Consider the following 20,952-nt stretch of genomic DNA (forward strand, 5'->3'; position numbering starts at 1 on the left):
ATGGGGGAAGGCGGGGTGCTGCCGGGCCGAGAGCCGCAGGTCGAGGTGCTGCACGAGAGCGACCGGACGCGCGTGAGCCGGCTGTTCCTGGCCGGGCGCACGGTCATCCGGAAGGAGCCGCTGGGTCCGGACGCCGAGCGCCGGCTACGGCATGAGCGTGCGATGTTGGAGCGGCTGCGCGATGTCGCGGGGGTGGCGCAGCTGGAGGCCCCTCGGTATCCGGGGTCCATCGTGCTGGTGGACGTGGCGGGCACCGGCCTGGCGGGGCTGGCCAAGCCGCTGCCGGGTGATGTCCTGATCGGGCTGGCGGTGGGGTTGGCCCGGGCCGTGGCGGGGATGCACGGGCGGGGTGTGATGCACGGTGACATCACCCCGGCCAACATCGTGATCTCCGGCGACGGTGTCCCGTGCCTGGTCGATTTCGCGTTGGCGACCTCGTTCGCCAAGATCCGCCCGGAGTTCATCCACCACACGCAGATCGTGGGGACGTTGGCTTATCTGGCGCCGGAGCAGACCGGGCGCACCGGCCGGCCGGTGGACCAGCGTTCCGACCTCTACGCGCTGGGCGCGACGCTGTACGAGCTGGCAACGGGGGAGCCGCCGTTCGGCACCGGGGACCCGCTGCGCCTCACCCACGATCACCTGGCGCGGGTGCCGGCGCCGCCGGCGAAGGTGAACCCGGCCGTACCGGGGCCGCTGTCGGAGATCATCCTGCACCTGCTGGAGAAGGAACCGGACCACCGCTATCAGACCGCCGACGGCGTGGTGCACGACCTGGAGCGGGTGCCGGGCGTTCAGGTGCGTCCGGCGGCGGCTTCGGTCCGCGTCGGCGAGCACGATGTCCCGCCGCGGCTCCTGCCGCCGCGGCTGGTGGGCCGCGACGACGAGGTGGCGATCCTGCGGGCGGCGTTCGAGAACGCGCAGGCGGGCCGGTGCCGGGCGGTACTGGTCGGCGGGACACCCGGGGTGGGCAAGACCGCGCTGGTCGACGAGCTGCGGCCGCCGGTGGCCGGCCGGGGCGGCTGGTTCGTGGCCGGCAAGTTCGACCAGTACCGGCGCGACCTGGAGTTCAACGGCGTCCACCAGGCGTTTCGGGCGCTGGGCCGGTTGCTCCTGGCCGAGCCGGAGGCTGAGCTGGCCGAGGTCCGCGCGCGGATCCTGGCCGCGCTCGGCCCGAACGCCGGGCTGCTGACCGCCGTGGTGCCGGAGTTCGCCGCGCTGCTGGCGGTGGCGCCCGAACCCGGGGATCCGCTGACCGCGCAGAACCGGGCGCAGCGGATGGGCGTGCAGGCGCTGCGGGCGGTCGCGTCGCGGGAACGCCCGGTGGTGCTGTTCCTCGACGACCTGCAGTGGGCCGGGCGCGTCGCGCTCGGCCTCGTCGACATGATGCTCGACGAGGAACCGGTCGGGGGTCTGCTGCTGGTGGGCGCCTACCGCGACGAGGCCGTGGACGCGGCGCATCCGCTGGCGGCGCCGCTGGCCCGATGGCGTGACCGGGCCGGAGTGCGGAACCTGCGATTGGACAACCTGCCCGTCCCGAGCCTCGTCACCATGGTCGCCGAGATGGTGCACGCTGCCCCGGCCGTGGTGGCCGGTTTGGCCGAGGTGATCGCGCCGCACACGTCCGGCAACCCGTACGAGGCCGTGGAACTGCTCAACGCGCTGCGCCGCGACGGCGTGCTCACCGCGACCGCCACGGGATGGCGGTGGGACACGGCGACGGTGCGAGCACATCTGGGCCGGTCAAGGGCGGGCGAGCTGCCGGGGGCACGCATCGAGACCGTGCCGCCGCGGTCCTGGCGGCTGGTGGAGGCGATGGCCTGTCTGGGTTTCCGAGCCGAGCTGAGCCTGTTGCAGATCGCGACCGGCGACCCGGCGGCCGAGGTGCAATCGATGCTCGCGCCGGCCCTCGCCGAAGGACTTCTCGTCATGGAGCCCGGTGCCCATGAGGCGGTGCGGTTCCGCCACGACCGGCTCCGCGAGGCGATCCTGCGCGGGCTCGACCCGGAGCGGCGACGCACCCTGCAACTGGCCACCGCCCGGCGGCTGGCCGAGGTGCCGGAGTTGTCCGCCGTCGCCGCCGAGCAGTACCTGCCGGTCGTCGACGGGATCGACGATGCCGGCGAGCGGCGCCGGGTGGTGGGCCTGCTGCGGCGTGCCGCGGACCAGGCCGCGTTGATCGGGGATCACGCGCTGGTGAACGCACTGCTGGCCGCCGCGCTGCGGTTGATCGGCCCGGGTGAGACCGACACGCTGATCGCGGTGCACACCGGCCGCCACGCCGCCCTCTACGGCCTGGGGCGCCTCGATGACGCGGACGAGGAGTACCGCGCGATCGAAGCGCTGGGCCCCAGCGCGTTGGACCGCGCGGCCGCGACGGCGGTGCAGGTGAGCAGCCTGACCCACCAGAACCGGTTCGCCGATGCGATCGGACTCGGCATCGAGGTGCTGCGTGAGCTCGGCATCACCGTGCCCGTGGCCGACCGGCTCGCCGCCGAGCTCGACCGTCAGTTCGACCGCCTGAACCAGTGGCTGGACCGCACCGACGCCGCCGACGATCTGGCTCGGCCCGTCCTCGCCGAGCCCGCACTGCTGGCCGCGACCCGGCTGATCGACGCGGTCCAACCGGCCGCCTACTTCGCCGGCGGCGACGCCACGGGCGCCTGGCTGGGCCTGGAATCGCTGCGGATCTGGCTCGAGCACGGCCCTGGCCCCACCCTCATCGGACCGGTCAGCGCCGCCGCCGTCGCCGCCGTGGCGCGGCGCGCCCGCTACGCCGCCGGATACCGGGCGGTGCGCCGGGTCCTGGCGTTGGGCGAAGCCCGCGGCTACGAGCCCGGCACCTCCGAATGCCGCCGCCGGTTTGCTCTGCTCAGCTGCTGGTTCGAGCCGATCGAGAACGGTGTCCAAGCCGCGGAGCGGGCCTGCGAGGGGCTGATCGCGGCCGGCGACCTGGCCAACGCCGGCTACACCTACCACCCGACCGCGCACTACCTGCTGGACTGCGCGCCGTCGCTGGACGTCCTCGTGGCCGAGGTGGAGGCGGGGCTGGCCTTCGTGCGGCGTACCGGCAACGAACAGACCGGCGAGTGGCTCGACAGCTACCAGTGGCTGGCCGGTGTACTGCGTGGCGAAAGCGTCGCCACCACCGCCGAGGTGGTCCCCACCGACAGGTACGCCAGCAACCCGATGCCGCTCTTCCACGCGCATCTCAGCCACGCGCTCGTCGCCGCCGTGTTCGGCGATCCGGACGGGCTGGCGCGGCACACCGCGGCGGCGATGCCGCTGCTGCCGGCTGTGGCGGGCCTGTACCCCACCGCCGTGGCCCGCGTGCTGCGCGGCCTGGCCCTCGCCGAGCAGGCCCGCGCCGGCCCGGGTGCCGAGCGTGGCGGTCTGCTGTCGGAACTGGACGAGGTGACGAGCTGGCTGGCCGCCCGCGCCGCGGACGCGCCGGACAACTTCCGGCACCTGCAGCGGTTGCTGGAGGCGGAGCGGGCCTGGGCGGTCGGCGACTTCCGCGCCGGAGCCCTCGCGTTCGACACCGCCCGGCGCGAGGTCGCCGGCCGGCAGCGCCCGTGGCACCGCGCCCTCATCACGGAACGCACCGCCCGCTTCCATCTCGCGCAGGGCTTGGAGGAGGCGGGGCGCGACCTGCTCGCCCGAGCGCGGCAGTACTACGCGGCATGGGGCGCGACAGCGAAGGTCGCCCAGCTGGACTGCGCATACCCCACCTCACGGCAGGGAACAGTCACGACCGGCGAGTCCGGCGACGGCCGGGGTACCGATGATCTCCGGCCGTCCTCGGCGGTCACGACCGGCACGCTCGACCTGCTCGGCATCCTCGCCGCGTCGCAGGCGCTCAGCTCGGAGACCGACATCGAACGCTTGCACACCCGCGTCGTCGAAGTGCTCAGCGCGATGACCGGCGCCACCAGCGTGCACCTGTTGTTGTGGGACGAGGACCGCCACGACTGGCTGCTGCCGGCGCCGAACCGCACCACGGACACCGCCACGGCCGGGGGACCGCAGGAACGCGACCTGCCGATGTCGGCAGTGCGCTACGTCCAGCGGACGGCCGAGATCCTGATCGTCGACGACGCCACCCGCGATGACCGCTTCGCCCGTGACCCGTACCTCGCCGGTCTGGACGCCTGTTCGTTGCTGGCCATGCCCATCCTCGGCCGCGGCGAGCTGCGGACGGTGCTGTTGCTGGAAAACCGTCTCATGCGCGCCGCGTTCGCCACGGAACGGCTCGACGCGGTCAGGCTCATCGCCGCGCAGCTCGCCGTCTCCCTCGACAATGCCCAGCTCTACTCCGACCTCATCGCCTCGCGCGCGCGTATCGCCACCGCCGCCGACCAGGCCCGTCGGCGGATCGAGCGGGACCTGCACGATGGTGCCCAGCAACGTCTGATCACGCTCGCCATGCGCGCGCGCATCGCCCGAGCGGACGTTCCGCCCGAGTCAGGCGCGCTGGGGGAGGAGCTCGAGGCTCTCGAGGCCGAAGCCGTCACCGCCCTGGACGAGCTGCGCGACTTCGCCCGCGGCATCCATCCGGCGATCCTCGCCGAGGGCGGCCTCCGCCCGGCGCTCAAGGGACTCGCCCGCCGCTGCGCGGTCCCGGTCGAGCTGGCCGTAGAGGTCGACCGGCGTCTGCCCGAGCCGGTCGAGACCGCCGCCTACTACGTCGTTTCCGAGGCGCTGACCAACGTGGTCAAGCACGCGCACGCATCGACCGTCCACGTCGAGGTCGAGATCGTCGACTCCGGCCGGGCGCTGCGGGTCCGGGTACGCGACGACGGTCGTGGCGGCGCCGACTTCGCCGGCGGCTCCGGCTTGGTCGGGCTCAAGGACCGGGTGGAGGCGCTCGGCGGCCGGCTCTGGCTGCAGACGGCAGCCGGTGCGGGCACGGCCGTTCTGGCCGAGTTCTCCCTGCGGCGCGCCGTCGTGGGCCCGAGCTGAGCGGGAGTCACCGCGGTTTCGTGTGCCGGCTCCGACGACGCGGACCACAGCGTCGCGCTCAACCCGGCGCTGTCCACCGAGTTGAGTCTTCCGCCGCTGCCGGGCCAGGCCACCGACTCCCGCGTCAGCGCTTGATGAGGTCGATGATGTGGCCGAAGGTGAGATCCGTTGCGAGCGCCGTGAGGTCTCCGTCCGCGAGCTTCGCCGCAGCCGCCTTCGTGGCTCCGAGGGCGTGCGTGTACGGATCAACCCCGAGGCTGATCCGGCGGACGCCGATCGTCCGGAGTTCCGCGAGGGTAGCCGTGCCCTGGGGGCTGACGAGGACGTTGACCGGCTTGGGTGCGACAGCCTTGACAACTGCGCTGATCGAGGCCGTGTCCGGCAGGTTCGGCGCGTAGAGGACGTCAGCTCCTGCTTCCGCGAAGGCCGTGAGGCGGCGGATGGTGTCCTCGAAGTCGGAGATCCCCCACAGGAAGTTGTCCGTACGGCCGGTCAGGACGATCCGTCCACGCGCAGCCGCGGCGGCGGCCTCGATGCGGCGAACCGCGTCGTCGAAGTCACGAATCGGGTTGGCGGGGTCACCGGTGGTGTCCTCGATGCCGATGCCGGCCAGACCGCAGGCGATGGCGGCTTCGACAGTGGTCCGGACATCTTCGGGAGTCTCGCCGTAACCGTCTTCGAAGTCGCCGTTGATCGGCAGGCCGCTCACGGACGTGAGCAGGGCGGCATGGTCCAGATGCGTGTCACGGCCGATGGCGTGGATGCCGTCAAGCCGGCCCAGCGTCGCGGCGAACGCCGCTGAAGAGGTCGCGATGGACTTGAACCCGGCCTCCGCGAACAGCAGGGCCGACGGCACGTCCCATGCATTGGGCATGATGAAGGTGTCGGGGCCACGATGGAGTTCGGCGAACTGCTCGTAGCGTGTCGGGGCTGCGTTGTCAGACATGGCCGAGCTGTTCCTTCCCAAGCGGGCGAAATGGCCGAGGGATATCCGCGGTCACGCCGATGCGGATCCGCGGCCGGCCGCTCGCGGGTGCAGGGGAGCGGTTGCCGTTTCGGGCGGCGCGCGGACGCGACTTGCTTGCGGACTCTACCGCGTGGGGCCTTGGTGCAGGCGGATGAGGATCTGCCGCTGGTTCGGGTCAATCCGGGTGGGTGTCGTCAGCCGGCGGTAAGAACCGGCCGTCGGCTGACGCCACCAGGAAACCAGCACAGGGGAGAGGGGCACATGGCCGAGTCGAACGGGCGGCTGAACTCCGCAGGCAAGGCGGCTGCCGAGGAAATCAGGGACGTGATCATCGTCGGGTCGGGTCCGGCCGGTTACACGGCTGCGGTGTATGCGGCTCGCGCGCAGCTCGAACCGTTGGTGTTCGAGGGCACGCAGTTCGGTGGTGCGCTGATGACGACCACGGAGGTCGAGAACTTCCCGGGCTTCCGCGACGGCATCCAGGGCCCGGACCTGATGGAAGAGATGCGCAAGCAGGCCGAGCGTTTCGGTGCTGAGCTGCGGGCGGAGGACGTCGAGTCGCTGGAGCTGGCGGGCGACGTGAAGTACGTGGTCGCGAACGGCGTTCGGTATGCCGCGCGCGCGGTCATCCTCGCGATGGGCGCTGCGGCGCGCTACCTGAACGTGCCCGGTGAGCAGGATCTGCTCGGCCGTGGTGTGTCGGCCTGTGCGACGTGTGACGGTTTCTTCTTCCGTGATCACGACATCGCCGTGGCCGGTGGTGGTGACTCGGCGATGGAGGAGGCGACCTTCCTGACGAAGTTCGCCAAGTCGGTCACGATCGTGCACCGGCGTGACGAGTTCCGCGCGTCCAAGATCATGCTGGAGCGGGCCCGGGCGAACGACAAGATCAAGTGGCAGCTGAACTCGCAGATCACCGGGGTGGAGGGCGAGGGCACCGTCAAGGGCCTGAAGGTCACCGACACCAAGACCGGCGCCGAGAAGACGCTGGATGTCACCGGTTTCTTCGTCGCGATCGGGCACGACCCGCGCAGCGCTCTGGTGCGCGGCCAGGTCGACCTGGACGAGGAGGGTTACGTGGTGACGCAGGGGCGCACGTCCTACACGAACGTGCCCGGTGTGTTCGCGGCCGGTGACCTGGTGGACCGCACCTACCGGCAGGCCATCACGGCGGCGGGTTCCGGGTGCAGCGCGGCCATCGACGCGGAACGATGGCTGGCGGAGCATGGCGACGAGAACGCCCACGAGGCGTCCGAGCTGGTCGGCGGCGGCTACGGCGCCGGCACCCACTGACTTTCCGAGACCGTGAGCCGGCCGTGTATCGGTACCCCCGACCCCCTTTGGCCCGCCAAGGTCGTGCCGAACACGCGGTAAGAATCCGTCCCGCGCCGCCGCACATCGTCAAAGTCCCAAGGAGGGTCGGACATGAGTGACGACGCCGACGAGGACGACGGCGGCGTGGACGCGGTGACCGCCACCTCGGCCACGTCTTCGACGACTTCCGTGCCCTTTTCACCGACACCGACGACACCGACAAGTAGGGAGACGACGTGACCACCGAGAAGGCGATCCTCGCCGGCGGATGTTTCTGGGGTATGGAGGAGCTGTTCCGCCACCAGAGCGGCGTCGTGTCCACGCGCGTCGGCTACAGCGGCGGCGACACCCCGAACGCGACCTACCGCAACCACGGCACCCACGCCGAGGCCATCGAGGTCCTCTACGACCCGGCGCAGACGGATTTCCGGAACCTGCTCGAGTTCTTCTTCCAGGTCCACGACCCCACGACGAAGAACCGGCAGGGCAACGACATCGGGATGAGCTACCGCTCCGCGATCTACTTCACGAACGACGAGCAGAAGAAGGTCGCCGAGGACACCATCGCCGACGTCGAGGCCTCCGGCCTCTGGCCCGGCAAGGTCGTCACCGAGGTCACCCCGGCCGGTGACTTCTGGGAGGCCGAGCCCGAGCACCAGGACTACCTCCAGAAGTACCCGAACGGCTACACCTGCCACTTCCCCCGCCCCGGGTGGAAGCTGCCCAAGCGGGCCACGGCTTCGTGATCCCCGTCCGCGAGTTCAGCCTTGGAACGAGGCACGCAACGGAGGAAACGAAGTGGACGTAAGCGAAGACGGCGATCGGCTCCGCGAGCTCAGCGCGGCGGGCGTGTCGATCTGGCTGGATGAGCTCTCCCGCGACATCCTGGAGAACGGCGAATTCGAACACCTCGTGCGAAGTCGTTCAGTCGTCGGCGTCACCACGAACCCGACGATCTTCGCCAACGCCATCACCCGGAGCAGCCGCTACGCCGCGCAGCTGGATCGCTTGGCCAGGAACGGGATCGACGTCGCCGAGGCCGTTCGGGCGCTGACGATCTGGGACGTTCAGCACGCGGCGAACGTGCTCCGTCCGGTCTGGGAGCAGACCGGCGGCATCGACGGCAGGGTGTCGCTGGAGGTGAGTCCCGAGCTCGCCGGCGAGACCGGCGCGACGATCGCCGAGGCGGTCCAGCTCTGGGAGCTCGTCGACCGGCCGAACCTCATGGTGAAGATCCCCGCCACCCGCGCCGGCGTCCGAGCTGTCACCGGTGCCCTCGCCGCCGGCGTGAACGTGAACGTGACCCTGGTCTTCTCGGCGCAGCGGTGCGCCGAGATCGGCGAGGCATACGTCGAGGGCCTCGAACAGGCCCGTGAGAACGGCCACGATCTCGCGTCGATCCATTCCGTGTCCTCTCTGTTCGTGTCCAGAGTGGACACCGAGGTCGACCGGCGCCTCGATGCCATGGGTGTCCCGGAGCCGCGCGGCCGCGCAGCCCTGGCCAATGCCCGGCTCGCTCACGAGGCCTTGTCAGGTGTCTGGGAATCCTCGCGATGGCAGAGCCTGGCCGCCGAGGGCGCCCGCCCACAGCGACTGCTGTGGGCATCCACGGGTGTCAAGGACGCGTCCTTTCCGGACACCAAGTACGTCACCGGTCTCATCACGCCCGGAACCGTTTCCACGATGCCACCCGCGACGCTCTCGGCGTTCGCCGATCACGGCGAGGTCTCCGGCGATCAGGTCGTCGGGCGCAGCAAGGAGGCGGCAGCGGACATGGCGGCCGTCGCCGCCGCGGGCGTTGACCTCGACGAGGTGTACGACACGCTCGAGAGGCAGGGCGTCGCCAACTTCGCAGCCAGCTGGCGCACCCTCCACACCGCGGTCGGTGCGCTTCTCGCCTGAACGCCAACGCTTTCGCACCCGCATCAGTCCCGAAAGGAATCCCGTTGCCTCGATCACTGGAGTCACTCAGTCCTGCCGACGGCGACCAGGTGGCCACGAAGAACTTGCTGGCAGCGTTGACTGCCGGGCGGATCGTTTACGACAACGGCGCCGAACAACTCTTCGACCACGACGGCGCGACCACCTACGTCGATCGGGGCCACTCCACCCACGGCGACTGGTACGTCGACGCCGATGGCCGCTTCGCCTCGTTCTGGCCGCCCAGCTACCGCGCCTCCTACGACCTGCACTGGATGGTCGAGGACGGCTCGATCGTCGGCCTGCGCTTCACCCACTGCGGAGACGGTTCACAGTTCTCCGGACGCTACGCCTGACGTGCGGACGGCGCGGCGACTGGCCCCATTTGTCGAGCGCAACTGGTCCCACTTTGGACTGCCTTCGTGGAGCCGGAGGCGTGATCGCAGCTTGCCTTGTAAAGTCGGAGGCATGATCATCATGGCGCCAGCCGATCGTCCGTCGCCCTCCGCGGTGCGTGGTGGCGGACAGAGGCGGACGGCTCTGGGATCGGTCGCGTTCGTCTCCGGCACCGGCGACCGGGTTGCGGTCGCGGACCCGGCCGGCAGGGGACACGAATGAACGCGCAAGAGCGCGGATTGTCCAAAGTGGCCGGCACGACGGCCCGGGCTCTCCCCGAATCGCTGAAGGTCCCCGGCGTCCGCCACCGTTACATCGACACGGGCCGGCTGCGCATGCACGTCGCGGAGGCAGGCGCGGGATCTCCCCTCCTCCTGCTGCACGGCTGGGCGAAGCATTGGTACATGTGGCGGCACGCCATGCCTCTCCTCAGCGACTCGCACCGGGTCATCGCGGTTGACTTGCGCGGATCCGGATGGTCGGACGCGCCGAGGAGCGGCTATCGCACGGCCGACCTCGTCGACGACACGCGGGCGCTGCTCGACGCTTTGGGGCTGGACCGGATCGTGCTCGTCGGGCACGACCGTGGTGCTGCCGTCGCCTTCCAGCTCGCGCTCGACGATCCGGACCGCGTCACCCACGTCGTCGCGTTGAACGAGCTCCACCCTTACGTCGATGTCCGACGGGTCGTCCGCAACGCCTGGCGATATCTGTGGACACCGTTTGTCGAGACACCTCTGCTCGGCCGCTTTGTCCTGGCGCACATCCCGTTCTTCACCCGTGCCTGGCTGCGTCTCGGTGTCACCGACCGGGCGTCGATGCCGGCCGACGCCGTCGCCGCGTACGTGGACGTGCTCCGCCAACCCGACATCGCGCGCGCCGGCGAGCAGCACATGTACCAGGTCGCCTACCACGAGTTCATCCCGATGCTCCGACACCCGGAAACCCGCAGGCTTCGGCCGCCCGCGCTCTTGCTCGCCGGCAGAGCCGACCTGTTCACGCCACCGGCAATGCCGGGTGACGCCACGCCGCACGGGGTCGACTTGCGCGTCGAAGTGGTCGATGGCGCGGGACATCATCTCCCCGAGGAGCGTCCGGACCTCGTCGCCGCCAAGATCCGGGAACACCTGAAGCGGATCTGACCCGTCGGAGACAGGCAGTCCTCGATGGTGAGTCGCCTCGAGGGAGTCCGCACCGTTGTCACCTCGGTGCGGGAGCGGTCGGCAGCGTGAAACGACAGCTGCAGGAGAGATCTCTGCCCGTCTGGGCTGTGCGGATTGCGCGTCTCACCTCGTCGGGGTGGGTACTTGTGGACTTTTTAGTCCTCTCTTGTTAGGAACGTAACTGTACGGATCCGCCGTCGGAACTTGTGCTCGATTTCGAGTTGTCGGGAAAGTAGTCACGGAACATGGCAAGAAGAATTCGAAGATGTTCGTCAGAGGGGCGTGGTGAGGTGACGCCACGTGTGGTTTGTTTTCGGAGGAGGTACGCCGCCGACGCCAGACTGAAACCGCAGCTCACATGACCGCCGGAGCAGTTGGTGGAGGGGGTCTGGTGGGCGGAAGAAGTTTCGACCCCGAGTCCGCCGCCTGGGTCCGGGATTTGAGCCCCGGAAGTCCGAAGTTCCAGGACGCCTGCCGAAGGCTGTACGGGCTGCTCGTCAAGATCGCGCGACGGGAGGCCAGGCGCAGGTCTTCGATCTTGGGGCTCGCCGGCCCTGAATTCGACGACGTGGCCCATCAAGCCGCGGCCGACGCCTTGGTGCGGATCACTCGTAAGATCGGTGAGTTTCGCGGCGATGCGCAGTTCAAGACGTGGGCTTACAAATTCGTCATGCGCGAGGTCGCGGTAAAAGTCGGCCGCCACGCCTGGCGCGACCCTCGCGTGTCCTTGGGTGGCGACGGGACTCGTCTCGCTCCTGCTTCCGTTTGTGATGAGCCGCTCGACCAGGTTCAGGCGAGTGAGCTCCGAGCAGCGCTCGTTCACGCCATCGAGAACGCGTTGACCGAACGTCAGCGGAACATCTTCGTAGGCGTGGCCATCGACCACATTCCGCCCGATACTCTCGCGGTCGAACTCGAAACCAATCGAAATGCCATCTACAAATCCGTGTTCGACGCGCGACGTAAGATCCGCGCCTATCTCGTCGCCAACGAGTTGATCTGGTGAAATGATCTGCGGCCGGCGATGACCAACGCAACGAAGATGCGTCCGGTATCGGCACCGCGCCGCGGTCCAGGTGAACCTCTGGTTGCGTACGAGACATGCTTGCGGTGCGGTGGACCACTCGAATCGGTGAGACGACGCGGTGGCGACGACGCGTGAGAGAGGGGACTATATAGTCCACTCCATGATCATCGGCTAGGAGGCTTTCATGATTGCAAGGCAGGTCGCAGGTCGCCTGTTGGCCATCGCTGCGCTCGCCGGTGCGGCAGCTTGCAGTTCGGCTGCCGAGAGCGCGCCGACCGCGGTGTCGGGCACCGTCGCTGCGGTGACGAGCACGGCAGCAACGCCGCCGCAGGTGAGTGTGCTACTCCAACAGGCCCTTCCGAACGCCGAGGGCAAGACGTTCACGTCGCAGATCGTGGCCTTCCCGCCAGGCTCGGCCGCGCCCTCTCATCGTCACGGTCAGGCTTTCGTGTACGCCTACGTGCTGGAAGGTGATGTGCGAAGCCAGGTTGACGAGCAAGCGGTGACGACGTACCACCAGGGGCAAACTTGGTTCGAACTGCCCGGCGCCCATCACGTCGTCGCGGCGAACGCGAGCACGACCAAGCCCGCGAAGCTCTTGGTCGTCTATGTCTCCACCACGGGAGATCCGCTCCAAGCCAACGATCCCCATCAGTAGCCGGCCGAGGAGCTGCTCGGACCGGTCCTCCGCTTGCCGGTAAGACGGGGAGATGGACGGCACCTAACCACCTGTACGCGGACGCGCGTAATGGGGTTTGCGCTCTCCGGGTCCCTGAATCCGGGTACTCCCGTCACGCGCCCCGCTGGCGGCGGATTGAGGGTGTGTTTGCACGATGTCAATGAAGGCCAGAGATCCGCATGTCGACGTGGCGAGCAAGGTGACGACGCCCAACCTTCTCGACGGGCGCCTGAAGATCCGGCACGTACGGCTGGTCGACGCGATCGCTCGGCACGGCAGTCTTGTCGCGGCCGCTCACGACCTGAGCATCACACAGCCCGCCGCGACCCGGACACTGCGCGAGCTCGAAGAACTCCTCGGGGTCTCGTTGTACAACCGGCATCCACGCGGCTTGTCGCCAACCCTGTTCGGTGAAGCGTTCTCCGCGCATGCCCAGGCTGTTGTGTCCCAGATTCGCCAGGCCGGGACGCACGTGACTCAGCTTCGCACCGCCGATCTGGGAACAGTCTCGATCGGTGTTCACCTGACCGGTTCGGATGCCCTGGTGCCGCGGGCGGTCGAGATCCTCAAGGCCCGGCACCCGCGCTTGACCGTCGAGCTGAACGAAGCGTTGCCCCGCAGGCTGCTCTCGGAACTGGCCTCGGGGCGCCTCGACCTCATCGTCGGCCGGCTGACCCAGCCCACCGACGAGCATTTCGTCCGGCTGCCGCTCCACGACGAGGCTGTGTCGCTCGTGGTCCGGGCGGAACATCCGCTCGCCGGCAGGGAGGGGATCGACCCCTCCGAGTTCTCCGCCTACCCGTGGATTTTCCCCAACGCGGAGGCTCGCTTGCGGGGTGAGCTGGACCAGTTTTTCAGCGCTCGGCGAATTCCGCTCCCGGTCGACCGGGTCGAGACCACTTCCTACCTTGCGATGAGACATTTGCTCCTCGCCACGAACTCGATTGCCCCGCTGTCGAGATCCATCCACGAGGGACTGCCGGGGGTTGTGAGTCTGGGCCCGGAATTCGATCTGGCGAGCCACAGTGTCGGCGTCACGCTGGCCGCCGGCCGAGATCTCGCTCCCGCGGCGAGTGCGGTGATCGGAATTCTGCAGGAGCTCGTCGGACCTTAGAACTGTTTCGTCAGCGATATATCCGACGGTACCCGCACGCCGCCGCATTCAGAGAGATTCACGTCCATGACCCCTGGTTCCCGATTCCGGCTCGTCCCGATGAGGCCGCGCGACCCGGACGAGGCCGGCCGCGCCGCGTCGACGCTGGAGCTGTTCTTCGACCTCGTCTTCGTCGTCGCCGTGAGTATCGCGGCCGCGCAACTGCACCACGGGCTCGCCGACGGGCACGTGCTCGACGGGATCGTCAACTACGCTTTCGTGTTCTTCGGGATCTGGTGGGCGTGGATGAACTTCACCTGGTTCGCCACCTCGTTCGACACCGACGACTGGCTGTATCGGGTGCTCACCATCGTGCAGATGGGCGGTGTGCTCGTTTTTGCTTCGGGTATCGGTCCTGCTTTCGAGGAGCACGATTACTCGTTGCTCATCGTGGCGTATGTGGTGATGCGAGCAGTACTCGTCGCTCAGTGGCTCCGCGCATCCCGGCACTCAGGTCCCACACGCCGGGCCACTCTCGTCTACGCGGCCGGCATTGCACTGGTCCAGGTCCTGTGGCTCGCCTGTCTGCTGCTTCCCTCCGGAGTGCTCACCGTCGCGCTGGTCGTGCTCATCGTCGCGGAACTCGCCGTGCCGATCATCGCCGAACGGACCGGGACAACGCCCTGGCACCCACACCACATCACCGAGCGTTACGGCCTGTTCACCCTCATCCTCCTCGGCGAGAGCCTCCTGGCCTCCGCCAACGCGATCATCGAGGCTCAGCACGACGTCGAGTCGCCCGGCCGGCTCATCGGTATCGCGGTGCTCACGCTCATCGCCACGGCGGCCCTGTGGTGGATCTACTTCTGGCCGCCGCACCACCACGCCATCAAGGACGTCGCGGGCTCCCTGGCGTACGTGTACGGGCACTTCTTCATCTTCGCCGCCGCAGGCGCGTTCTCCGCCGGCCTCGAGGTCGAGATCGACGTCCTCACCGGGCACACCACACTGCACCAGCCCTACGCGTCCTTCGCCTACACGATCCCCCTCGCCGTCTTCGTCCTCGGCGTCTGGGCCCTCGCGATCAGGCCACACGCCGACCACGTCGTCAACACGGCCCTGCCTCTGGCCGGCCTCCTCGTCCTCGTCGACCCCCTCATCCCGGTCCCCTTCGCCCTCACGGCGGCGATCCTCGCCGCGGCCGTCGCCATCCTCGTCTGGCGACGGCCTGCTGATGGCCGCGCCTGCACGTCTGATGGGCAGGGGAGCGGCGAAGTCGGCGTCGGGAGCCGGTAAGGAAGCGCCGTTCCGCTGCCGCTATTACCCCAGGGCCGAAGATGTCACGCCGCAGACGACAAGTGCGCGAACCGGGCAAGGTGATCTGCGGACCTGCGCCGTCTGTGGGCGAGCCGCGCCGACCGCCGGCGGTGCCCGATGCGCCGAAACGCGGTGACGGAGTACCTCGGAACCTCGCTCTGCGCCGCAAGGACGCACGTCACCGTCGATGGGCGGCTGATACACACTACGAGCGGAGATTCACGAGTGACTGCCGAGGAAATCAGGAACGTGATCATCGTCGGATCGGATGCCGGTGGTCACACGGCCGCGGTGCACGGGCTTGAGCCGGCGGCCCATCCGCTTGACGCGGAATCTCCGGTCGATATCCCTGGCGGGACCGGAATCGAAGCGCGCAACGCGGTCACCCGCAGCATCGACAGCGAGTTGCTCGCCGACGAAGGAGGAGGTGTCGAGATTGGTGAGCAGGCGTGGCGCCGCCACTGCGTCGCGCTGGTGCTCGAACTCATCGGCGGCTATATCGAGGACGATGTGGACCGGGTCGCCCAGGTCATTCACCAGGTTGGCGAGAGCGGGCACGTGGGGGAGGTACTGGCCGAGGCGACCAGATTCACCGCGTACCTTGCCGCCGAGGCTCGAGCTGCGGGCGCCCGGCTCAGGGCTGAGCAGATCCGGAAAGGGATGCTGGCGCGGCTGGCCGCGACGGTGCCACCGCACCATGAGCTGGCAGTATCGACCGCCTTGGACGCCCTCTTCGAAGGACGCTTCTGCGCGGCCGGTGCTGCGTTCGGCGACGGTCCGGCAGGAGACCTGATCGCGCTTCACGCTCTGACTGCGTTCACCGCGATGCTCGGCACCCACGTGTCCGAGCCCGGCGAATTCACGGCTGCCAGACTCGCTGCCTTCGCGTCGGCCATCCGCCCCCGGGGCTGATTGCTCATTCCCGGCGGTGCGCGGCAGGTGACCGGATCGCCGCGTGTCAAGAGCTCGGCACCGAGCTCGTCTCAGAGAGTTGTGGCGATGCCGTGCGTGACTCACCGAGCGGTGTATGCGCCCCCGTTGACGTGGACGACCTGGCCGGTGATGTGTGACGACGCTGCGCTCGCCAGGAAGAACACGGTGCCGGCGATCTCGGCGGGGGTGGCCGCGCGTTTGTCGAATGCCGCGGACACGCGTGCGGCGACCCATTCCTCGGTGACGGTGCCCTGGAAGAACTCGGTGTCCAGCGTGACGCCGGGGGCGACGACGTTGGCGCTGATGCCGCGGCCGGCCAGTTTCCGGGCGAGGTCGACGTTCCACGCCTCGACGGCGGCCTTGGCCGCGCCGTATGACCCCGACCCCTGCTTCGCCGCGATCGAGCCGATGGTGACGACGCGGGCGCCGTCGGCCAGCCGTGGGGTGAGGGCTTCGGTGATCAGCACGGTGGTGAGCACGTTCGCGTCGAAGTTGGCGCGCCACGCGGCGGCGACGCCGTCGAGGTCGCCTGCTTCGACCGGCGGTCGCTGCCGGTCGGTGTTGCCGCCGGCGTTGGTGACGAGCACGTCGACTGCGGTGGGCAGCTCCGTCAGCGCGCCGCGCACGGAACCCGGGTCGGCGGCGTCGAATGCCACGTAGCGGACGCCGAGTTCCTTGGCCGTGCGGGAGAGGACGTCCTCGCGGCGGCCGGTGATCACGACGTCGTCCCCGGCCTCGGCGAAGAGGGCGGCGGTGGCGGCGCCGATGCCGGTGCCGCCACCGGTGACGACGACGGTGCGGGAGGGGGTGCCGGGCATGGTGAGTCCTTTGCGGAGAGAGGCGGTGGGGTGGCGGCGGGACTGGCACGCGCCGCCGGAACGGCCTCGTGCGTAGTCCAGTTCTAGAGGTCGATGTTCGTCATGTCAATGTATGCTCGAACATTCTGGGTGACTTCGAGACTGTAGGGTGGCCCTCATGGCGACACCCGCGGCTTCCAAGACCCGTACCGATGACGTGTACGCCTGGCTGCGCGCCGACATCCTCGGCGGCGTCTTCCCTCCCGGCGAGCGGCTCAAGTTCCGGCCGCTGTGCGCCCGGTACGACGCGAGTGTCAGCCTCGTCCGCGAGGTGCTGAGCCGGCTGTCCGAGCAGGGCCTGGTGCGGGCGAATCCGCAGATCGGCTTCCAGGTGACCCCGATCTCCGAGGACGACCTGCTCGACCTGACCACCACCCGGGTCGACATCGAGTGCCTGGCGTTGCGGCGCGCGATCGGGCGGGACGACATCGGGTGGCGATCGAAACTCGTTGCCGCGCACTACACCCTGGCGAACACGCCACGTCGCGACCCCGGAGACCCCGGGCGCGTGACGCCCGACTGGGAATCGGCCCACGCCGAATTCCACGATGTCCTGCTGTCCGGCTGCGGCAGTGAGCGCTTGTACGCCATCGCTCGCGGCCTGCGCGACAGCGCGAAGCTCTACCGCCGCTGGTCTGAAGCGATCGACGCACAGGACCTCGAACGCGACCCGGCCGCGGAGCACGCGGCCATCACGGACCACGCACTGGCCGGCGACGCGGACGGCGCGGTCGCAGCTCTCGCCGATCACATCCGCCTGACCACGGACCTGATCCTGAAGTCCCGGCCTAGGTGATCGGCCAGCGCAGCAGCCACCGCATCGCGTTGCGCGAGATTTCGCCGGCCTCTTCGGTCAGTGTCTGGTCGTTCGTCCGTACCAGCCCGCGACCAGCCCGGATACCTGCTTCCGGGCCCAGCTGTCATCGAGCCTTGTGAGTGGACGATAAGGTCCATTGCTGTCAGGATCTGTCTATGACGGGAAGGCTCGATGTCATCGACTGGACTCAATGGTCCGTTTCGCGTCATCGGCGAGAGTGTCAGTCGGCTTCGGGTTCGGCGCCTGCCTGAGCAAACGGCGATCGATCGTGCCGGGTAGCGCGTTCGGGCAACTCCGGATCATCCTCGGGATCGATGCCGGGTCATTCGGGACGGCGGTTGACTGTCCCCACCAACGACGCGATGGGAACTTTCTGTGGACGCGGCTACGATACCCATGACGACGGTCCGGCAGCGGATCGAATCGATCGACATCATTCGAGCGATCGCGGTGATGGCGATTCTGCTCGTGAACGTCGGGGCGTACTACACCACCGCCAGCCCCGGTCACCGGTCCGCGCCCGAAACGTCTGCTGTGGACACGTGGGCGAGCCGGCTCGTCGACCTGCTTGTGCTGGACAAGTTCCACTTCATTTTCGCGTTTCTCTTCGGAGTCAGCGCGGCCATCCAGTACGAGAACATGAGGCGGCGCGGAGACTTCTGGCGACCTTACCTGCGCCGGATGGGCATCCTGCTCGCCTTCGGCCTGCTGAACCTGACCGTGCTGCACGCGCCGGACGTGCTGACCGTGTACGCGCTCAACGGCGCCGTGCTCGCGCTGCTGTTCCGGGCGCCGCAACGGGTTCTGGTCGCGATCGGCCTCGTGACCGGACTTGTCGCCGACCTCGCCACCACGGGCGTCGCCGTCGCGGACCACTACGCGGGCGCCGGGATCGGCCAGGTTCCGTGGCTGGAGGCGGGCGTCGCGGTCCAGTCGTTCGGCCACACCGTACTCGGGTGCTGGGCACTGCGCGCCGGGCTGCTGACAGCCGAACGGTACGTGCCGGCGATCCGGAAGCTCTTCGCGGTGACCGGGATCGCGACGATCGCCTTGTGGGCGTGGACCTTGTCGTTGTCGGATGCGAATCTCTCGCACGCGCTGGAGGAGAACCTCGCTGTCGTGCCGGCGGTCGCGTACCTCAGCGGGCTTGTGCTGCTGCTTCGTTCGCCCCGGCTGCGCGCAGCCTTGCTGCCACTGCAACGCTATGGCCGGATGGCACTCACCAGTTACCTCACCCACGCGATCCTCGGTCTCGTGCTGGTGGGTACGCTCGCTTCATTCTGGACGATCCCGACTGCCCTGCTGTTGCTGCTGTGTGTGCCGATCTGGGCAGTGCAACTGGTGTTCAGTCACCTGTGGCTCGCCCACTTCGCCTACGGCCCGTTCGAATGGCTGTGGCGAGCCGGGACGTACTGGACGCGACCGGTCTGGCGGACGCGCTGACCGGGTGCGCCGGTGCCGCAAGAATTGGTCCGGCGCACCGGCTTCATGCCCGAATGGCCGTCGTCGAGATGTAGCTCTTCGTCGAGAAACTATGAAAGGTGCGTTCATGAAGGTCAGTGTCGAAGGAACGGTTGTCGCCGAAGCCGATGAGGACGCCGTGGTCTCGATCGAAGGAAGTCGCTACTTCCCGCCGTCGACGATCGCCGAGGGGAGCCTCAAAGCGAGCGCGACGCCCTACACCTGCCCGTGGAAGGGCGCTGCCCAGTACTACGACGTCGTCGTCAACGGCACGGTCGTCCGCGACGGAGCTTGGTCCTACCCGGAACCGAAGGGCTCTGCGATCGAGCTGGTGGGGAAGGACTTCTCCGGGTACGTGGCCTTCGACCTGCGGCAGGTGGACCTTACCCCCTGAGGCGGTTTCGTACGCGCCACGCCGACGCGAGCGGCGTGAGCGCAACAAAGCTGTTCCCGAGCTCTGACATTCGGTTCACGTCCATGCCCAGATGAGGCGGAAAGATATGCACGAAACTCTTCGGACTTCTGCCCTTTCGTCCGCGCGAACAGAGGGACTGGCGGTCCTTCGCCGGGAGGTCACCGGTGGCGTCTTCGTCCCGGGGCAGCCCGAGTACGCGGACGAATCCCGCCGGTACAACTTGCTGGCCCCGCTGGAGCCCGAGGTTGTGGTCAGCGCGGCTCGTGCGGAGGATGTCCGGGCCGCAGTGAGGTTTGCCGCGGCCCACGGGATGCCGGTAGCGGTGAAGAACTCCGGCCATCAGATGGTCTCCGCGGCTCACGGCGGTGTGCTCGTCACCACGCGGCGCATGAAGGGCATCTCGATCGACGCGCGGCGCCGAAGGGCCCGCGTGGAAGCCGGCGTGATCTGGCAGGCGGTCATCGACGAGGCAGCGCAGCACGGCCTGGCCCCACTGAGTGGTTCGGCGCCGGACGTGGGGGTGGCCGGGTACACGCTGGGTGGCGGGCAAAGCCCTGTTCTCGGCCGGAGCCTGGGCTATGCGGCCGACCACGTGCACTCTCTGGACGTGGTGACGGCTGACGGGCAGCTGCGCACGGTGACCGCCGAGAGCGAACCTGACCTGTTCTGGGCCCTGCGTGGGTGCAAGGGCAATTTCGGGGTGGTCACCGCGCTCGAGTTCGAGCTCTTCCCGATCAGCCGCTTCTACGGAGGCTCCCTGTACTTCGAAGGCACACACCTGGCCGAAATCCTGCACGCGTGGCGCGGGTGGGTCACCGGGTTGCCGGTAGAGGCGACCTCGTCGATCGCTGTGCAGCGGTTGCCACCGCTTCCCGAGCTGCCGGCGCCGCTGCGGGGAGCGAACGTAGTCCATCTCCGTTACGCGCACCTCGGGTCCGAACAGGAGGCCGAGCGTCTGCTCGCGCCGATGCGCGCCGCCGCGCCCGCGGTCCTCGACGCGGTGTCAGAGCTGCCCTACACGGCTTCGCGGCGGATTCACAACGACCCCGAAGACCCGATGCCGTACTGGGACAGGACGACGTCACTGCGAGCGCTTCCCGCCGAGGCCGTCGACGCATTCGTGGAGGTACTCGGTCCTGAGTCCGGTTCGCCGCTGGTCAACGTCGAGATCCGGTGCCTCGGGGGTGCTTTCGACCGGGAGCCGGTGGTCGCCAACGCGGTCTCTACGCGGGGTGTGCCGTTCGTCGTGTTCGGTTTCGGTGTCGGTGGGCCCGATCAGGCCGAACTGATGCGCGGCAGCCTCGCCGCGGTGATCGACGCGCTGGCCCCTTGGTCGGACGGACGCCGGATGACCAACTTCCTTTCCCCGGACGAGGCCACCAGTCCGGCCGACATGGAAGAAGTGTTCGGTCCCGAGCGCTACGCCCGCCTGGTCGAGATCAAGAAGGCCTACGACCCGACGAACGTCTTCCGGCTGAACCACAACATTCCGGCAGCCTGACCCCCGGGTGGCGGCCTGGGCCGCCCGGGGTGGCCGAAGCGGGCCGGTGCGACTGCCCGCTGTCGGGACGGTAAGAAGTTGCTCCCGCCAGTCACTCACTCTCTGAAGCGATCTACCGAGTCGGAAGTCG

General features: G+C 68.7%; 18 protein-coding genes. 16 read left to right on the forward strand and 2 right to left on the reverse strand.

The window, feature by feature from the left end:
* Positions 1-4,962, forward strand: a complete 4,962-nt coding sequence (locus tag ACQPXB_RS22815) for an AAA family ATPase (protein ID WP_432855640.1) — start codon at positions 1-3, stop codon at positions 4,960-4,962.
* 124 nt (positions 4,963-5,086) lie between these two features.
* Here ACQPXB_RS22815 and ACQPXB_RS22820 read toward each other — a convergent pair whose 3' ends face one another.
* A complete protein-coding gene (locus ACQPXB_RS22820; protein ID WP_432855643.1) occupies positions 5,087-5,908 on the reverse strand; it encodes an isocitrate lyase/PEP mutase family protein in 822 nt (273 codons plus the stop codon).
* Between the two features lie 282 nt (positions 5,909-6,190).
* On the opposite strand from ACQPXB_RS22820, the gene trxB reads away from it, so the two are divergent.
* The 11 genes from trxB to ACQPXB_RS22875 all read left to right on the forward strand — a co-directional run bounded on the left by trxB (position 6,191) and on the right by ACQPXB_RS22875 (position 15,750).
* Positions 6,191-7,222: a thioredoxin-disulfide reductase gene (gene trxB / locus ACQPXB_RS22825; protein WP_432855646.1), complete on the forward strand. Its 1,032-nt coding sequence runs from the start codon at positions 6,191-6,193 to the stop codon at positions 7,220-7,222.
* Between the two features lie 132 nt (positions 7,223-7,354).
* On the forward strand, positions 7,355-7,483 hold the full coding sequence (locus ACQPXB_RS22830; RefSeq protein WP_432855649.1) for a hypothetical protein: 129 nt from the start codon (positions 7,355-7,357) through the stop codon (positions 7,481-7,483).
* The gene (gene msrA / locus ACQPXB_RS22835; protein ID WP_432855652.1) at positions 7,480-7,989 is read left to right on the forward strand and encodes a peptide-methionine (S)-S-oxide reductase MsrA; all 510 of its coding nucleotides are present in this window, start codon (positions 7,480-7,482) and stop codon (positions 7,987-7,989) included. The genes ACQPXB_RS22830 and msrA overlap by 4 nt, the downstream gene beginning before the upstream one ends.
* 52 nt (positions 7,990-8,041) lie before the next feature.
* Positions 8,042-9,145, forward strand: coding sequence for a transaldolase (tal, locus tag ACQPXB_RS22840; RefSeq protein WP_432855655.1), 1,104 nt, complete (start codon positions 8,042-8,044; stop codon positions 9,143-9,145).
* A 44-nt stretch (positions 9,146-9,189) separates the two neighbouring features.
* On the forward strand, positions 9,190-9,519 hold the full coding sequence (locus ACQPXB_RS22845) for a hypothetical protein (protein WP_432855658.1): 330 nt from the start codon (positions 9,190-9,192) through the stop codon (positions 9,517-9,519).
* A gap of 258 nt (positions 9,520-9,777) precedes the next feature.
* Positions 9,778-10,701 (forward strand): alpha/beta fold hydrolase, encoded by a 924-nt coding sequence (locus ACQPXB_RS22850; RefSeq protein WP_432855661.1) that lies wholly within the window; start codon positions 9,778-9,780, stop codon positions 10,699-10,701.
* A 379-nt stretch (positions 10,702-11,080) separates the two neighbouring features.
* Positions 11,081-11,728, forward strand: coding sequence for an RNA polymerase sigma factor (locus ACQPXB_RS22855; protein ID WP_432855664.1), 648 nt, complete (start codon positions 11,081-11,083; stop codon positions 11,726-11,728).
* Between the two features lie 205 nt (positions 11,729-11,933).
* On the forward strand, positions 11,934-12,407 hold the full coding sequence (locus tag ACQPXB_RS22860; protein WP_386956649.1) for a cupin domain-containing protein: 474 nt from the start codon (positions 11,934-11,936) through the stop codon (positions 12,405-12,407).
* A gap of 208 nt (positions 12,408-12,615) precedes the next feature.
* Entirely contained in the window at positions 12,616-13,542 is a 927-nt protein-coding gene (locus tag ACQPXB_RS22865) for a LysR substrate-binding domain-containing protein (protein ID WP_432855667.1), read from the forward strand.
* 66 nt (positions 13,543-13,608) lie between these two features.
* Positions 13,609-14,817: a low temperature requirement protein A gene (locus ACQPXB_RS22870; protein WP_432855670.1), complete on the forward strand. Its 1,209-nt coding sequence runs from the start codon at positions 13,609-13,611 to the stop codon at positions 14,815-14,817.
* 246 nt (positions 14,818-15,063) lie between these two features.
* Positions 15,064-15,750, forward strand: coding sequence for a hypothetical protein (locus ACQPXB_RS22875; protein ID WP_432855673.1), 687 nt, complete (start codon positions 15,064-15,066; stop codon positions 15,748-15,750).
* Positions 15,751-15,851: 101 nt separating this feature from the next.
* Here the strand turns inward: ACQPXB_RS22875 and ACQPXB_RS22880 are convergent, their stop codons facing one another.
* Positions 15,852-16,589 carry an SDR family oxidoreductase gene (locus ACQPXB_RS22880; RefSeq protein ID WP_386956653.1) on the reverse strand — a complete coding sequence of 246 codons (738 nt, stop codon included), beginning with the start codon at positions 16,587-16,589 and terminating at the stop codon, positions 15,852-15,854.
* A 157-nt stretch (positions 16,590-16,746) separates the two neighbouring features.
* On the opposite strand from ACQPXB_RS22880, the gene ACQPXB_RS22885 reads away from it, so the two are divergent.
* The 4 genes from ACQPXB_RS22885 (at position 16,747) to ACQPXB_RS22900 (ending at position 20,822) form a co-directional block, all read left to right on the forward strand.
* On the forward strand, positions 16,747-17,424 hold the full coding sequence (locus ACQPXB_RS22885) for a GntR family transcriptional regulator (RefSeq protein ID WP_366590417.1): 678 nt from the start codon (positions 16,747-16,749) through the stop codon (positions 17,422-17,424).
* Between the two features lie 417 nt (positions 17,425-17,841).
* Positions 17,842-18,888 (forward strand): DUF418 domain-containing protein, encoded by a 1,047-nt coding sequence (locus tag ACQPXB_RS22890; RefSeq protein WP_432855677.1) that lies wholly within the window; start codon positions 17,842-17,844, stop codon positions 18,886-18,888.
* Positions 18,889-18,994: 106 nt separating this feature from the next.
* Positions 18,995-19,300, forward strand: coding sequence for a DUF427 domain-containing protein (locus ACQPXB_RS22895; RefSeq protein WP_432855680.1), 306 nt, complete (start codon positions 18,995-18,997; stop codon positions 19,298-19,300).
* A gap of 241 nt (positions 19,301-19,541) precedes the next feature.
* Positions 19,542-20,822 carry an FAD-binding oxidoreductase gene (locus ACQPXB_RS22900; RefSeq protein WP_432855683.1) on the forward strand — a complete coding sequence of 427 codons (1,281 nt, stop codon included), beginning with the start codon at positions 19,542-19,544 and terminating at the stop codon, positions 20,820-20,822.
* The last annotated feature ends 130 nt before the right edge of the window (positions 20,823-20,952 follow it).

The sequence above is a fragment of the Amycolatopsis sp. CA-161197 genome (genome assembly GCF_050942255.1).
In the GTDB taxonomy this organism is placed as follows: Bacteria; Actinomycetota; Actinomycetes; order Mycobacteriales; family Pseudonocardiaceae; genus Amycolatopsis.

Excerpts from the sequence above, each read along its gene's own strand:
- ACQPXB_RS22815 (WP_432855640.1), top strand. The coding sequence starts at position 1 with ATGGGGGAAGGCGGGGTGCTGCCGGGCCGAGAGCCGCAGGTCGAGGTG.
- ACQPXB_RS22820 (WP_432855643.1), bottom strand. The coding sequence starts at position 5,908 with ATGTCTGACAACGCAGCCCCGACACGCTACGAGCAGTTCGCCGAACTC.
- trxB (WP_432855646.1), top strand. The coding sequence starts at position 6,191 with ATGGCCGAGTCGAACGGGCGGCTGAACTCCGCAGGCAAGGCGGCTGCC.
- ACQPXB_RS22830 (WP_432855649.1), top strand. The coding sequence starts at position 7,355 with ATGAGTGACGACGCCGACGAGGACGACGGCGGCGTGGACGCGGTGACC.
- ACQPXB_RS22850 (WP_432855661.1), top strand. The coding sequence starts at position 9,778 with ATGAACGCGCAAGAGCGCGGATTGTCCAAAGTGGCCGGCACGACGGCC.
- ACQPXB_RS22855 (WP_432855664.1), top strand. The coding sequence starts at position 11,081 with ATGACCGCCGGAGCAGTTGGTGGAGGGGGTCTGGTGGGCGGAAGAAGT.
- ACQPXB_RS22860 (WP_386956649.1), top strand. The coding sequence starts at position 11,934 with ATGATTGCAAGGCAGGTCGCAGGTCGCCTGTTGGCCATCGCTGCGCTC.
- ACQPXB_RS22870 (WP_432855670.1), top strand. The coding sequence starts at position 13,609 with ATGACCCCTGGTTCCCGATTCCGGCTCGTCCCGATGAGGCCGCGCGAC.
- ACQPXB_RS22880 (WP_386956653.1), bottom strand. The coding sequence starts at position 16,589 with ATGCCCGGCACCCCCTCCCGCACCGTCGTCGTCACCGGTGGCGGCACC.
- ACQPXB_RS22885 (WP_366590417.1), top strand. The coding sequence starts at position 16,747 with ATGGCGACACCCGCGGCTTCCAAGACCCGTACCGATGACGTGTACGCC.
- ACQPXB_RS22890 (WP_432855677.1), top strand. The coding sequence starts at position 17,842 with ATGACGACGGTCCGGCAGCGGATCGAATCGATCGACATCATTCGAGCG.
- ACQPXB_RS22895 (WP_432855680.1), top strand. The coding sequence starts at position 18,995 with ATGAAGGTCAGTGTCGAAGGAACGGTTGTCGCCGAAGCCGATGAGGAC.